Source organism: Legionella adelaidensis (assembly GCF_900637865.1).
Taxonomy (GTDB): domain Bacteria; phylum Pseudomonadota; class Gammaproteobacteria; order Legionellales; family Legionellaceae; genus Legionella_A; species Legionella_A adelaidensis.
On the sequence record NZ_LR134414.1, the window covers coordinates 38323 to 54330 of the forward strand.

A 16008-nucleotide genomic window follows, 5' to 3' on the forward strand; every position below is an offset into this window, starting at 1 on the left:
ATGATTAATGTGAGTTTTCACTGTTAGGGGTTAGCGTATTTTTTATATCATTAAAAATTTGTAATACCGCCAAGCGGGTATATTCACTGACTTCCAACAACGCTTTCTCATCATCTTCACTTACATCTAAAGATTCATAATCAAGCTCGGCAAACTCAGAGATATGGCGAAGGGCTTCCACTGCTTCTTCCTCACTTAATTGTGAAGCAGTAAATCCGGATAAAGCAACTCCCTGGGTAAAACCTTGGCACCACTCACTAAATGCTTGTGCTCTTGCAACCAAAGGATATCCTTCATCCGGTAGTAATAATTCAAATTCAAAATCAAAGTTTATTAATTGCTGGTAACTAATAGCATATACCGAAAATAAAGCCATTAGCGCTTCTTTTTTTGTGCTGTTTTTTGTGTTGTTTACTAAGGCGCGAATGTAATTTTCTCCTTCATTGCTCGCCCCCGTACATAAGTATCCACACATTACGCCATGGACCTCACTTCCTGAATAAGGAAGGTCCAACCCATCAATATGGGTTAAAAATTCTTCGTAATTCGGTAAATGTTCTGGGATGATGTTTGACATAGCTATCTCATTACTAAATTTTCCAATAATAACTGATTTGCTCGGGTAATCCAAAATTGCTACCATTTGGACAGCGCTGTATCAAATAGAAGGGGCCAAAATGGCAAAAACAAAAACATGCACTATCCGCCTATGCAATAAAACTTATGAGCTTAAATGCAATGAAGATGAAGTTGACATGTTACACATGGCTGCCCAAAGATTAAATGAACACCTAATAAAAAAGAAAAGCGCTTATAAATCACTAGATGAATATCAAATTTTACTATTATCCGCGTTACAAATAAGCCATGAATTAATTCAGTGCCAAAATCAACAAGAAAAGAAGAGAAAGCAATTGACAGAATTTATTGCCTCTCTTGAGCATAAAATAAGTCAAGCAGCCGAAGGCATTTTACCTTAACGAATAATAATTATACCCAAGAATCTTACTTGGCTAATCCTAACCAAGGGATTTTGTTTCCAGAGTAAAAAGAAGAGACAGAAACACTTACTGCGAAATTTATTACTTTCCGAAGCACAAACGAAAAAAAAATCGCTTTTTAAAGGATATTGCGGACATGGAATTAAAGAATAAAACTGTATTGATTACCGGCGCTTCTAGCGGAATCGGCAAAGCATGCGCAGAGTTATTTGCCCAAAAAAGTGCCAATTTATTGTTGTGTGCTCGCAGGCAAGAGCGTCTCCAGGAATTAAAAAGTACACTCCAGGAAAAATATAAGATTGATGTCCACACTTTTGCATTAGATGTTAGAAATAAAAATAAAGTTTTTACCGCCTTTAAGAGCCTGCCAGGAAATTGGCAAAATATTGATGTTTTAATCAATAATGCAGGATTGGCAGCCGGCTTGGAAAATTTTCAAGAAGCGGATATAGAAGATTGGGAAGCAATGATAGACACAAACGTGAAAGGGCTTTTATATGTTAGTAAAGCGGTCCTTCCTCAAATGCTTGAGCGCAATACAGGTCATATTATTAATTTAGGCTCAATCGCCGGTCACCAAGTTTATCCAAAAGGCTCTGTTTACTGTGCCTCGAAACACGCCGTAAAAGCGATTTCTCAGGGCTTACGCATGGATCTATTGGGTACCAAAATTCGCGTTAGCAGTATCGATCCGGGAGCTGTCGAAACGGAATTTAGCCTGGTTCGTTTTAAAGGTGATCAACAACGTGCGGATAATGTTTACCAAGGAATGACTCCACTTAATCCAGAAGATATTGCCCAAGCCATTTATTTTTGTGTAAGTTGTCCGGCGCATGTGAACATTAGCGAGATGATCATAATGCCTACAGACCAGGCTGCAGCTGGAATGACTCACAGAAAGAAGTAGGTGGTGCCGCAAGATTAAAAGAGAGGGGGCCTTGCGGCTCCAACAGCTCTTTTGCATTAGGTGTCTTTAAACAATATAACAAAAATTGCCTACTCCTTGGAAATTGCTAAAGCGCTCACATTTTGTAGCCCCCGCGGCAGGCGATTTCCTCTTCTGCCTCGTTCTCCCTGATATGGCTGTAAATCATTGCCTTTTAATGTGAAATGCCTTTTTCCGGCATGAACAGTTAAAGAGGAATCCGCTGAAAATACTTGTAAGTCTACGATAAATTCTTCGCGCTGCTGTGCTTTTACAGCGGGTATATTAATCAGCTTATTCCCCTTTCCACGGGATAGAATGGGTAAGTCTTTTACAGGAAAAAGTAATAATCGGCCGGTATTTGTTGCGCATGCAATTAAATCGTTTTCTTTATCACTGATAAATCTTGGCGTTAACACTTGACTATTAACGGGTAACTTTAAGCATGCTTTTCCATTGCGATTTTTAACATAAAGCTCTTTAACTTGGGTAATGAATCCATACCCCGCATCATTTGCTAACAATACCCAGTCTTCTGGTTCCCCTCCTAATAAAGCAGTAAATAACATTCCTTCCGCAGGATTTAATTTTCCAGTTAAAGGTTCACCTTGTCCTCTTGCTGATGGTAGCACATGGCCAGGAAGATTATAGACTTTCCCTTCACTATCAAAAAATAGAATTTGCTGATTGGTACGCGCATTGGTTTGCGCTTTAAATTCATCGCCCGCCTTATAACTAATATCACGTCCATTCACATCATAGCCTTTGGCTGCTCTCACCCACCCTTTTTGAGAAAGAATAACGGTAATAGGCTCATTTGGTAGTATGTCTTCTTCACGTAAAGCTTGAGAATCCTGACGCTCCATAATAGGAGAGCGTCTAGCGTCACCATATAGGTCACGATCGATTTGGATCTCACTTTTTACCAAATTGCGAAGCTCGGCATCACTGGCAAGAATTTTTTGGATGGAGTCGCGTTCATTGCTTAACTCATCACTTTCGGCACGTAATTTCATTTCTTCCAATTTTGCTAAGTGACGTAGTTTTAAATCGAGAATAGCTTCGGCCTGACGCTCACTTAGAGTAAAGCGTGCCATTAACTCCTGTTTGGGATTTTCACTTTCTCGGATAATTGCAATTACTTCATCAATATTGAGGAATGCAATAATTAAGCCTTCCAAAACATGTAACCTATCAAGAATTTTTTCCAGACGATAATGAAGTCGTCTCTTCACGGTTTGCAGTCTATATGTTAGCCATTCGTTAAGAATTTCTAGTAAATTCTTAACTTGCGGTTTTCCATTGAGGCCGATCATATTGAAATTTACACGGTAACTGCGTTCTAAATCGGTTGTAGCAAATAAATGCAGCATCAAACCTTCCTCATCTATGCGATTTGAGCGAGGAATAATTACTATACGGGTAGGATTTTCATGATCAGATTCATCCCGAATGTCGTCCACCATAGGTAATTTTTTTTGTTGCATTTGCTGGGCAATTTGCTCAACCACTTTAGCACCGGAAACTTGATAAGGAAGCGCCGTAATAACGATATGATGTTTTTCTATATGATAAACAGCGCGCATTTTTATAGAGCCGTTACCGGTGGCATATATATTACGGATGACCTCAGGAGAAGAAATAATTTCTGCAGCGGTAGGGAAATCAGGCCCTTTTATGTAACGTAATACCTCGGTTAGCGTGGCTTCGGGTTTATCAAGCAGACGGATGCAAGCATTGGCTACTTCTTTCAAATTATGAGGAAGTATGTCAGAAGACATACCCACCGCAATGCCTGTCGCCCCATTTAAAAGAACATTCGGGAGCCTCGCAGGTAGTAAGGATGGTTCTTGTAAAGTAGCATCAAAGTTATCTACCCAATTCACCGTACCCTGCTGTAATTCTGACAAAAGAACTTCAGCATAGGGCGATAATCGCGCTTCCGTATAACGCATGGCGGCAAAAGACTTAGGATCATCCGGCGAACCCCAGTTACCTTGCCCATCCACGAAAGGGTAGCGATAAGAAAAAGGTTGCGCCATCAGCACCATCGCTTCATAACAAGCTTGATCACCATGAGGGTGGAACTTACCTAAAACATCCCCAACAGTACGCGCTGATTTTTTATATTTTGCAGTTGCTTTGAGTCCTAACTCGGACATGGCATAAATTATTCGTCTTTGTACAGGTTTAAAGCCATCGGCAATATGGGGAAGTGCACGATCAAGAATCACATACATAGAATAATCTAAGTATGCTTTTTCCGTAAATTCGGTAATCGGTTTGCGCTCAATCAAGTCAGTTGTCATATTTTAGTTCGAGGTAGTACTTTTTTTAAAAAGATAGTGTAACAGAAAATGCAAGGGTACTGATACTAAACAAGTTGTTACATGTGAATAACTTTGCTGCTTTTTTGTATTATTTGCGCCCTCATTCGCAACCTATTGATTATTATATAATTTTATTTTTGACCAAAATTTATCTCTGTGGATAACTTTGTGAATGCTTAGGTATAACTTTTTAAGATATTGAAAATAGAGAATTTTAGTTAGGAATCTTTTTTATAGTAAAGCATTGGTGAATCCGAGAATTCCTTTTAAAATCCACATCAATCGTTTCTGAACTTATATCTTTCACTTCGTAATTTTCTTTTATCTGGGGCGAGAGTTTAAATTGCCTTAAATTGGTAGAAAAATAAAGTATCCCATCGGCCGTCAAAATACGCATGGCTGCATCGATCAAAGCAACATGATCCCGTTGAATATCTAGAGTCGTGTTCATACGCTTAGAATTTGAAAAACTAGGCGGGTCGAGAAAAATAACATTAAATCGGTCATGGGTTGTTTTTAACCACTTAATACAATCATATTGAATAAACTGATGCTTGTTTATAGGCAGATTATTTAATTTAAAATTTTCTTCGGCCCATTGGAGATACGTGTTGGATAAATCAACATTGGTAGTAAAAGCACCTGCAAGCGCAGCATGTACACTAGCCGTCGCAGTATAGCAAAAACAATTTAAAAAACGCGTCCCACTAGGCAGCTCCGCAAAGCGAAGACGAAGCGGTCTGTGGTCTAAAAACAACCCCGTATCTAAATAATCATACAAGTTCACTTTTATTTTTGCCTGGCCTTCCTGAACTATGAGGGAATGTTTGGTTTTATTAAGCTTTTGATATTGGCTCGTTCCCTTTTGCTGTTTTCGCTGTTTAACAACTAAATTCTCGGGAGGAATACGTAAGACCGAAGGGGTTATTTGAATAACATCTAAACTGCGTTGCTCCACTTTATGCTGTGGAATGCTAGAGGGCGCCGTATATTCTTGTAATACTGCATGATCATTATAAATATCAATAGCAAATGCATATTCTGGCAAATCGGCATCATAGACACGGTAACAACTTATATGGTTTTTTTTGGCCCATTTACTAAGATGAGAAAAGTTTTTCTCTAATCGATTGGCGAACATTTCACCACCCGCTGACAATTTGCCGCTACGTGTGCCGCGTAGCTCATTTCCCTCCAGATTTAATGTATATAATTTACACTCAATAGGACCATTAAAAAGCGTATATTGTTTCTCAGCCCGAAGGCCTGTAGCTTTAGCTAACAACGGATTGGAGGTGATAAAAGCAGCGCGCCACCCTTGAAAATGCGTATGCATTATACTGCCTAACTGTTGATAAACAGGAACTAGCTGGGTGGCATCCCCTAAACGCTCACCATAGGGTGGATTAGCTATCAATAATCCTTTTGGAGCAAGTGGTTTTGCATCTTTTAAATAACCAACATCAAACTCAACTAGCCGCGCAACGCCCGCACGCGAAGCATTTTCGTTAGCAATTTTAATCATTCTGACGTCACTATCAGTGCCGTAAAATTTTTGCGTAACGGGTCTCACTTGTTGTAAAGCCTGTGCACGCAATTTTTCCCACAGTGAGGGCTGGTGCAAAACCCAGTGATGCAAAGATTGATCGTCTCGTAAAAGTCCGGGCGCTATCTGTGCAGCGATCATGGCACCTTCTATAATCAATGTTCCCGCACCACAAAAGGGATCATATAAAGTATATCCTTGTGAAGCCAAATGGGGCCAATTAGCACGAATAAGCATACTTGCAGCTACATTTTCTTTTAAAGGCGCGGCGCCTGCGTGACTTCGGTATCCTCTTTGATGAAGGCTATAGCCGGTTAAATCAAAACTCACGGTTACTATGTCATTCTTTAAATGAACGTGTATAAGAATTTCCGGTTTTTCTTTATTTATGGCCGGTCGCACGCCTTGAAGACGGCGAAAATGATCGACTATCGCATCTTTGACTACCTGCGCACCGAACATAGAATTTCTAATTTGTGGATTTGAACCATGAAACTCAATAGCAAATGTCTTATTAGCGGAAAAAACCGTTTGCCAGGCAAATTGGTTGCAGAGGCCATAAAGGGTCTGCTCATTATGAGCTTGGCCATTGAACAATAATAATTGAATGCGGTTGGCTATTCTGGACCACAAGCACAATTGATAAATGATTTGTATAGTGGCCTCACCGAAAACACCTTGAGGACTAACACGAGTCACCCTTAAGCCTAACGCTTTTAACTCGTCCTCCAATAAATATTCCAATCCTTTAGGACAACTAACAAATACGTTATGTATCATTCTACACAAGACCTTAAAAAACGAAACAATGCTCTGGCTGCACCTTTATTCTGTTGCTTTTGCTGCTCTTCTATTGCCTTCTTTACAAGCTGCCTGAGTTGTTGCACATCTTGTGGATGATAAGCATCTATAAAAGCGGTTAGTGCATCTTTACCTTCATTTATTAAACGATCGCGCCATTGTTCCAGCTCATGAAATGCAGCCGTTTGCGCCCTCTCTTTAGCCAAAAGCCCTTCATACGCGTCAATAATCGCTGCACTATCATCAGCTCGCATGAGCTTCCCAATAAGTTGCGATTGGCGCCTGATAGCCCCATGACTTTTTATTTTTTTAGCATCCAAGATAGCTTGTTTAAGCGGCGGAGAAAGAGGCAAGGTATCTAATTTCTCCTTGCTTAAATCGATTAATTTTACTCCAATTTTTTGCAAAACATCTGCTTCGCGCTTTTTTTGCGATTTACTTTTTATATCTTCCATTAATATCACGCGTTATAAATATTGGTATTCATTATAGGCGGGGCAGGGATATTTGGCGAATACCGTTAAACGTTATTCGCTTTATTTTCCAAAGAATAATCCCAGTCGCTTTTAACAGGACGCGCACGGAAATAAGAACGTCCAATAGCAATTAAATTATAAATTACAATTGCTAAAAGTAATGAGTGCAGCCAAGTTACTGTAAGATGGGCAAAGAGGGGAAGCGTTATAAACACACCCAAGCATCCGGAAAAACTAAGTATTAAGGTTTTTTTCAATGGAATTTTATCGTGTTTTAAAAATACCAAAGTCGTTAAGGGTTGTTGCATGGCACCGGCTGTGGTCATAATAGGAAAGGCAACTAAAGGGGACACATTTAATAAAAACAATACCCCTTGCACCATAACAAACAATCCAATCCCAACTGAAGTTAAAGCGCCGCAAACAATCATTGCCAGAAAGCCCACTATTAACTTCCATGAATGGAGCTCAGAAACATCGCCGCCCACTGGCAATACATGAAATTGATGGGCTAATAGCAAAAAGATAATTAATACAAAACAGCACATCATAGCCAAGCGAATGGCTTGTTTGCTCAGTCGGCTTACAACCGCTCCCCCTAATAAACCACCAATACAAGTTCCCGCAACGAGTGTTACCAGGGTAGTCAGATCTACATTAATAATTTGCATGAAGAATAAAGACTCAATGGTTCCAGGTATTACCTGGGCACCATTGTTAACGGCAGGAAGCTCGTCATCCGCGAAGGTATTTAACAATTTTGCCAGTGCAACGTTAACTGCAAAACTCCCCACACCCAAGGTGTCAGAAATAAAAGCGATAACGCCGCTTATTCCTAATTTTAAATATTCAACTGGGGAAATCTTTACTGAAGGTTGTTTTCTTAGTTTATAAAACATTACAAACGCGCAAATTAAACTAAGAAGCAATATAAAGGCAGTAATGAGATAAATAACCATCAGCAGCTCAACTCCATTAACTTCGTCTTATTTACAACACAAAAAGAGACCATTTTAAACTGGGAACATTAAGGAATTATTAAGACGAAGGCAAGAAGATTTTAAACCGTGCACACTTTGTTTAATTTCAACTTAAACCTATGGATAATTTTTCGCACGGTTATGTAGGAGAAATTACAAACGATATCCACCATTCCATAAAGTCCAGCAACACCAGAAGGGAAAATAGTCGTCGATGGATATTCCGGATGATTATTTAATTGCCCATACCATACCCACGTAGACAAGGCAGTACCTGATATCTCAACAAAATACACTATGAAAAACATACATAAATAAAATAAAGGTTTTTTTCGCGTCGCTAAAAGAATTAAAAAAATTAAATAGCATAAGAAACCACCTACATCATTTAAGAAAACCAAAGAAAAAAAACACACAAAGAAAGCGATACATTTTAAATTCTTTTCAATAGGCTTTCGAAAACGCCACACGATGGAATGTCTACACAATTGATAAGCCGTAGTGTAAATTACTGCATGCCCCAAAGGGATATAAATAGGAATATTATCTAAGCGATAACGATACGCCGTTATAATATACGTACCAATAATTTCGGCGCCTAAACTGCAAATGGTCATTAACAAGATTAACCAATATAATTTTCGCTCGGATATGATAAGAAGCCATGTGTAAAAAACAAGCATTACCGTGTTGCTTACGTTTTGATCATAAGAAAAATAAGAAGTAAGAAAAGGGCTGTCTAACAGCGCAAAAAAAGGGATGCCTCCCAAAATAACAAGCAATTGAATGGTAGTAGCCCAGGGTAGATCGATAGTCTTTGCTTTTTCCATTAAAAAATCTCAAGATACAGCTTTAACGGCTTTAGAGGTAAATATTATGAATATCAAAGAAGCACTTGTAAATTTAATTCAAAATCCTAGCGCATATATTGCTGCAGTAATAGGAACCCCTGTTGGTGGCGCCAGCGGCGCGCTCATTGGAGCAGCAGCCTGTTCTTTTATACTATCCTCTTATGGCATATGTCCAGAATGCAAGGATCCTTATTTCCATTTAGATATTGGGATAAGCATGGGCGTTCTTATAGGCTTAATCATTGGTTCTATCATCGGTGGGGGAACATCTCTCTTCTATACTGTCTATAAAATTCATCAAAAAACATTCCGCACCAAAGAAATTGCACAAAATAATATCGCAGATATTGTCCTCTACTCCTTAGGCTACAGCGCGGAGTTAGCAGTCTCCATGATATTGGGTGCAATTATTGGCAGTTTAAAATCCCTCGGTTATGGCACGGCTATTGGCGGGGTAATTGGGATTGTATTATTGTTGATTATTAAACAATTTGAAAAACGTTAATATAAGTCCTTTCGCATGTACCCTCCTATAGGCTGGGTGTTAGATTGAGGTTGAAAGAATATTGGTTATCTCCATCGCCAATGATTTCACATTCGGCTGGAATAACATAGTTTCATGATTTCCGGGAATAAGTAGTTTATTAATTTTTCCATCAATATATGTTGACCATCCATTTACTGGGTGGTCTATAGGAATAAAATCATTCCATAACTCTGAAGCTTTGAATAAAAAAGGATCGAGCTTTAATTTAGGAAACCTATATTTTTGTAAAAGTTCTTTCCTATATTCCTCTAAATTTGCTAAATATTCTTTTTTATCCCCAGATATTTTTTTGTCGTGGTTAATAAGAAGCTTTGTTGTATTCTCTTTCATCATATTATCAGGATAATGAGCCCAGCCATCTATTAATCCTAAAAAACCGACTTTTTTATTTAAAGCTTGTAATTGATTGGCCATTTCAAAAGCTACAGTAGCGCCAAAAGAAGCACCTGCCAGATAAAAACATTCTTTTTTATAAATTTTTTGAATCTCTTGTAGATAATAACTTGCCATATCTTCTAAGCTTTTAAAACGAAGGGAATGACCATCTATACTTGGGTCTTGAATTCCATAAACCGTGAATCTTTTTGAGAGAAGTGAAGCCAAATGCTTGTACCAAAAAATTGAACCTCCAACTGGATGAACAAGAAACAACGGGATTGCGTGCTCCCCTTTTGCTAATTTTAATAGGGTTACAGGACCAGCGTTTTCTCTTTTATTTAGCTGCTTTTCTATTTGTGCTGTTAATTTTGCTATTGTGGGATATTCAAATAAGTAAGAAAGTGGAATTTCTTTTTTAAAGTATTGTTTTATTTCGAGCATAATTTGTAGGGCTAACAAAGAATCTCCACCTAGATCAAAAAAATCTGCATGATGATCAATAGCTCTAATATGAAATGCTCGCTGCCAAATACCAATAATTATTTTTTCATTCTCTGAAAGTTCCTCATTTACCTGATCTTCGTAAGTAAGCATTTGAAAAGATTGTTTTTTTAGTGCCACCAGATCAATTTTTTCATTATCTCTTAAAGGGATTTTATCAGTTAAACAAAATTCTTTAGGAATCATGTAGGAAGGAAAATGCGCAGCTAGAAATTTCTTTATATCTACTATAGAAATATCTTTATTATTGCTAACCATATAAGCTCGTAAATATTTTTCCTTTACCGCCCCTTTTTGTACCAGAACTACAGCTTGCTCAATTTCTGGAATTTTTAAAAGTACTGACTCAATGGCCGGTAATTCAATCCGATATCCTTGAATTTTTACTTGAAAATCATTTCGGCCAAAAAATTGTAAATACCCCCCAGGTAACCAGGCCGCCAAGTCCCCAGTTCTATACAAAACTTCTTCTTTATCTTCAATGGTTAAACGCACGAATTTTTCCTGCGTCATATGAGGCTTATTTAAATATCCTTCGGCTACTTGAGAACCACCAATAAATAACTCACCCTTCATCCCAATAGGACACAAATTTTTATACTTATCAAAAATGTAGGCACTGGAATTAAAAGCAGGTCTTCCGATTGGAACGCTCGCTTCATTGAAAAAGTCTTTTTCATCAATAAAAAAAGAAGTAACAGAGACGGTTGCTTCTGTTGGGCCATACTCATTGACAATTCGGTGATGGGGAGCTAGCTTCTTCCATTTCACTACTTCTTCAGTGTGGACCACATCCGCTCCAAGCATCATGTATCTTAAATCCTTTAAATTTTTTACTAACGACGGGTAATGTAAAAGCATTTCAACATAACCTGGTGTTAATTCTACATGAGTTACTTTTTGCTTTTTTAAATATTTTAGATAAAGCTTGGGGTTGGTTTTTTCTTCGACAGAGCAAATGGCAACGCATCCGCCTCTAATTAGAGGGGCTATTGTACAAGGGACGGATAAATCAAAGGCGATCGAAGACGAAAAATCGATAATGGAGTTTTCATTAAATTCAGTGGTGGCAAGAAACCAATAACAATAATTAAGAACGTTCTTTTGGGAAATCATAACTCCTTTAGGAGTACCGGTAGTCCCGGAGGTAAACATAACATAAGCCAAGCTATCAAAGGATGGCTGATTTATCTCCTTATTTTCTGCTAAATTTTTATCTAGAATTTTTTCAATTGGATGAATTTTGAGGTTTATATTTTTACTAAAATGTGTTTTTAGATTTTCTTTTAGCGGGATAGTTGTAAATAAATAGTTAAATTTTGACTCTTCAATAATAGTTTCAATTTTTAAAAAAGGGTAGCGCGTGTCTAAAGGAACATAGATGCAGTTTGCTTTTAAAATTCCTAAGATAACTCCTAACATTTCTGGACTTCTTTGGAGATATACCCCAACTAATGACTGTGATGGAAGGTTTTTCTCACGGATAAATGCGGCCACTTTGCAAGCCATTTCATCGAGCTCTAAGTATGTAACTGTTTGCTCTCCAAAAATAATAGCGGTTTTGTGGGGAAAGTTTTTAACATTTTCAGAAAATATTTGATATATTGATTTTTGTGGTATAGCAACTGTTTCCCCTTTACCCCAATTGTTAACTAAAGTTTTTGACTCATCAGTGGTTAAAAAATCAAAATGAGCAGCTTTTGTATGAGGCTCTTCAATTAAAAGTTTAAAAATGTTTAATATATGATTTGCTAAATTGTTCAACAGAACATTTAAGAGACCACAGTGATATTGTGGATCTATAGATTCATAAATTTTTAAAGTTTTTGAACTATTACACCAGTCAAAATAGAGAAGGGTCTTCTCCGGTAATTTATCTATAAAAGATATACCCGTTGTATTAATTACAATTCCTGTATTTAAGTCTTTCCCTTCTAACACGGAATGACGCGCAGCAATATCTGTGAAAAAAGTTTGGTATTTTTTTTGGACCAGAACGCTATTTTTTATTATTTCGGCAATGGAGCCCAAGGTCTCTTTGCTATCCCAGTTTGTAGATACAGGAATAAATTTAGAATAAATATTCTCAACGTGGCCAGAAAAATTTCCGTCATCGATAGCAAATGAAACTGTTGTGTTTTCAAAATTATTTAAGCGATAAAGATAAATAAGAATGGCAGAAAGAACATTATTTAATAATTCTTGGCTTTTAACTATAAAAGGCTCAAAAGAGATAGTATCTAATACACGCAATTTATGTTCGTTTTTAAGGCTAGTGGGGAAAGTCGTGTGCTCATTTAAATTTTTTAATTCAGATAACCAGTAACTTTCATGTTTAATAGTTTGCGCATAGAATTTTTTTTCTGCCGCAGATATTTCATTAAAAACGGGAAGTTGATCCCCCACCTTTAAACCATAATGACGCATGACCTCCGGAGGGGAGAGCGTCTTCCCTTGTTTTGAAACAATATTTTTAACTTTTATTGCTTTGGATATGGTTGAAATCTCTAAAAAATCCTCGGTAAAATCTAAAATGAGTCCCGGGCCAAAGTTCGAGGCTATCTCAGATATTTCAACTTCCTTGATTAATATATAGTCGTTAGCTAAATATAATTTTAACGAGCCAATATTATTATTGTAATGCCCTAAGGTAGTCGCTTTGCAAAATAGCTTAATGTATTCTCCCGAAAATTTTTCCCAATCAATAAATCCAAAATTAGGTAAAATTGCACTTACCCCGAAATAACTACGCTGAGTTAAATCTTGTTTCTGTAATTTGACATTTTCGTTAACAAGCTCGACTAAAAGATCCTTAAACGACTGCACTGCGTATTCATAGCAACGTAGGTTTAGTGAAAATGCGGTATCTTCAGGGAGAATAGGAAATTTTACCTGCTTAAGAAGATCCCCCTCATCGATTCCTGCATCGATTAAATGCCAACTAACTCCATGTTCGCGTTCTTCGCTTAGTAGCGCCCACGTAGTAGCGTTTACTCCAGCATATTTAGGTAGTATGGAATCATGATAATTAATAGAGCCTTTTCTTGCGAACTTTAAAACTGAATGTGAAAGAATATAGCTATTTACGATACTAAAAATGTAATCTACATTGCGAGGAGAACTCTCTTGAAAATCATTTAAAGAAGGGAAACAAGGGATGTCCTGTTTTTTTGCCCACGTTTGTACGCTTAAGAGAGGAGAAACAATCGCTTCAATTTTGCAGCTTTGTTCCAACAATAATTTACCACATTGAATAAGTAAACTATCTTCACCGATCAAAAAACAAGAAAACATTTTAAAATTCCATACTATACTTAGTGAAATTCCACCCGAAAAAATTAAACAATTGATTTTACCAGGAAAACAAAAGAACCAACTGGTAGTATAATAACATAAAAGTATGAATATTATCCACCACCCCTTAATTCGCTCACTTTTAAATAGCTCTTCTGAGGCTATGTTAATATTTGATGAAAAACTCAGGCTGCTGGATATTAATGAAACGGCAAAACAACTGTATTTGAACGATTTGTTACTTCAGAAAGAAATAAAAAACGCTTTTGAATTTTACATTACAGACCCCACTACTCAATTTCCTCAAAAGAAATCACTCTTAATTAACAATCAAGAAATCGAATGGCAGATAGAAAAAATTGATGATGCTCATAACATTTTTTATCTCATTCACTCCATAGAGTTAAAGCCAAAATTAGCTTCGAATGAAATTTTTCAATTAGAGACTCTTATTGAGAATATGCCTTGCAATGTTTATTGGGTGGATCGCGACTGTAAAATGATCAATTGCAATCAAAATGTTTTAAACATGTTAAATATGACCCGAGAAGATTTTAAAGGAAAAACTTACGAAGAATTAGCAGAAATTTGTGCCTGGCCGGAGGGGCTTTGCCAAAAATTAAAAAATGATGATCTTACAGTAATGGAGTCGGGAGTGCCTATCTTTGGAGTAGAAGATCCCCCCGTTCCTCATGCCGATGGGACTTTTTCAAACTTCTTATCAAATAGAGTTCCTTTGCGAAACAAAGACGGAGAAGTTGTAGGTATTGCGGGTATTTCAGTAGAAATTACGGCACTAAAGGAAGCAAGAGCAAATGCTGAATTAGCTAGCTTAGCTAAAACAGAATTCATTGCAAATATGAGCCACGACATACGCACCCCACTAAGTGGGATCGTTGGCTTATCGGAGCTTCTCGAAGAACTTGCTGCAGACGAAGAACAAAAGCAATTCTCCGAATCCATTAATCAGTGTGCAGAGCAACTATTAGGCCTTTTAAATGGTATCTTAGATGTGGTCTCTGCAGATAATGTAAATGAACATGATCTGCATTTTGAAGATTTTGAGTTAAGGCATTGTTTACAGAGTTTAGTTGATTTAGAGCGTCCTTCGACAAAATTAAAAGGTCTCTCTCTATTATTAGATATTGAAGAGAATGTTCCTCTTTATTTATTTAATGACCGTACAAAAATCCATCGAATTTTATTAAATCTTTTAGGTAACGCTATAAAATTTACAAAAGAAGGCTCGGTCACTATAAAAGTTAATTGTGTTTCTAATTGTGGAGACCAAACGAAATTACGATTTGAAGTGATAGACACAGGCATTGGTATCGCTAAAGACAAGTTAAACAAAGTTTTTGAACGCTTTTATAGAATAAGTCCTTCATACAAAGGCGTTTATACAGGACACGGTTTAGGACTGCATATCGCTCAAGAATACGCAAATTTGTTAGAGACCGCTATACATGTTACTAGCGAAGAAGGAAAAGGGACTACTTTTTACTTTGACCTAACCTCCAAAATAGGAAGGAAACCTACTAAAAAATTTGAGGACAATAGACTTAAAGATAAAAAAGAAAAGGTATTTTCTAAGCCGTCATTAAAAAAAACTTCCCAGCCAACTGCCTCTATTAACGCACCGAAGGTATTACTGATAGAAGATAATACTATCGCTTTAAAAATGGCCGAAACATTTGCTTTGCGTGCAGGGCTTCAATACCAATCTGCTATTGATGGCGAAAGCGGGTTAGAGCTGGCCAAAAACCATCCTTTCGATCTGATTGTCAGTGACATTGGGCTACCGGGAATATCTGGCATACAGTTCACTAAGCTATTTCGCGAGTGGGAAGCTGCTGAAAATAAAAAACCCATACCGATTGTTGCTTTAACTGCCCATGTTCGCGACGAAGCAAAGCTGGAATGTTTGCAAGCTGGAATTACTGAGGTTTTTACAAAACCGGTTAGTTTGGAAATTATGAAGACAGCTGTATCTTTAATTAGACCCGGTATAAACGGTCTTAATGATCATATACTAGAGGAAAATACCCCAAAAACAACAAACTCATTGGGGGTCGATTTACCTGATACAGAGGATGAGCTTTTCACCTTGGATCAATATTCTATTCTAGATAAAAATTTAGGCATCCAAAATTCCGGTAGTGAAGAATTACTCTTACAAATGTTAGACCTCATGGCGAATCAAGAACTCCCTAAAGATATAGAAGCTATTAAAAAGGCACATGAAAGTCAGGATTGGACCGCTGTTGAAAAATTGGCTCACAAAATGAAAGGCGGTGCGGTCTACCTGGGTACCGTACGCATGAAATATGCTTGCCAGTATCTAGAACGATATATAAAAGCAGGGCATTCTAATTATG

10 protein-coding genes and 1 pseudogene are annotated in these 16008 nt (G+C 37.4%); 4 read left to right on the forward strand and 7 right to left on the reverse strand.

Translation table 11 applies throughout. The features are described from left to right. Positions 1-4: 4 nt before the first annotated feature. Positions 5-577 (reverse strand): UPF0149 family protein, encoded by a 573-nt coding sequence (locus EL206_RS00485; protein WP_058463251.1) that lies wholly within the window; start codon positions 575-577, stop codon positions 5-7. Between the two features lie 100 nt (positions 578-677). Here EL206_RS00485 and EL206_RS00490 point away from each other — a divergent pair, with 100 nt between their 5' ends. Continuing rightward, complete coding sequence (locus EL206_RS00490; protein ID WP_058463121.1) at positions 678-980, forward strand: cell division protein ZapA; 303 nt, start codon at positions 678-680, stop codon at positions 978-980. Between the two features lie 157 nt (positions 981-1137). Further along, positions 1138-1908, forward strand: coding sequence for an SDR family oxidoreductase (locus EL206_RS00495; protein WP_058463122.1), 771 nt, complete (start codon positions 1138-1140; stop codon positions 1906-1908). Between the two features lie 89 nt (positions 1909-1997). Here EL206_RS00495 and parC read toward each other — a convergent pair whose 3' ends face one another. The 5 genes from parC to EL206_RS00520 form a co-directional block, all read right to left on the reverse strand. After that, entirely contained in the window at positions 1998-4235 is a 2238-nt protein-coding gene (gene parC, locus EL206_RS00500; protein WP_058463123.1) for a DNA topoisomerase IV subunit A, read from the reverse strand. A gap of 235 nt (positions 4236-4470) precedes the next feature. Further along, complete coding sequence (rlmKL, locus tag EL206_RS00505) at positions 4471-6582, reverse strand: bifunctional 23S rRNA (guanine(2069)-N(7))-methyltransferase RlmK/23S rRNA (guanine(2445)-N(2))-methyltransferase RlmL (RefSeq protein WP_058463124.1); 2112 nt, start codon at positions 6580-6582, stop codon at positions 4471-4473. Next, positions 6579-7058 (reverse strand): ribosome biogenesis factor YjgA, encoded by a 480-nt coding sequence (gene yjgA / locus EL206_RS00510; RefSeq protein ID WP_058463125.1) that lies wholly within the window; start codon positions 7056-7058, stop codon positions 6579-6581. Before yjgA ends, rlmKL begins: the two co-directional genes overlap by 4 nt. A gap of 65 nt (positions 7059-7123) precedes the next feature. Further along, a complete protein-coding gene (locus tag EL206_RS00515) occupies positions 7124-8038 on the reverse strand; it encodes a sulfite exporter TauE/SafE family protein (protein ID WP_058463126.1) in 915 nt (304 codons plus the stop codon). Between the two features lie 101 nt (positions 8039-8139). Then, entirely contained in the window at positions 8140-8889 is a 750-nt protein-coding gene (locus tag EL206_RS00520; RefSeq protein ID WP_058463127.1) for a hypothetical protein, read from the reverse strand. A 46-nt stretch (positions 8890-8935) separates the two neighbouring features. Here EL206_RS00520 and EL206_RS00525 point away from each other — a divergent pair, with 46 nt between their 5' ends. Further along, on the forward strand, positions 8936-9415 hold the full coding sequence (locus EL206_RS00525; protein WP_131739593.1) for a hypothetical protein: 480 nt from the start codon (positions 8936-8938) through the stop codon (positions 9413-9415). A gap of 39 nt (positions 9416-9454) precedes the next feature. On the opposite strand, the gene EL206_RS00530 is transcribed toward EL206_RS00525, so the two are convergent. Beyond that, entirely contained in the window at positions 9455-13630 is a 4176-nt protein-coding gene (locus tag EL206_RS00530; protein ID WP_058463129.1) for an amino acid adenylation domain-containing protein, read from the reverse strand. A 106-nt stretch (positions 13631-13736) separates the two neighbouring features. On the opposite strand from EL206_RS00530, the pseudogene EL206_RS00295 reads away from it, so the two are divergent. Continuing rightward, a pseudogene (locus EL206_RS00295) lies at positions 13737-15983 on the forward strand (ATP-binding protein); the annotation flags it as partial. Positions 15984-16008 lie beyond the last annotated feature (25 nt).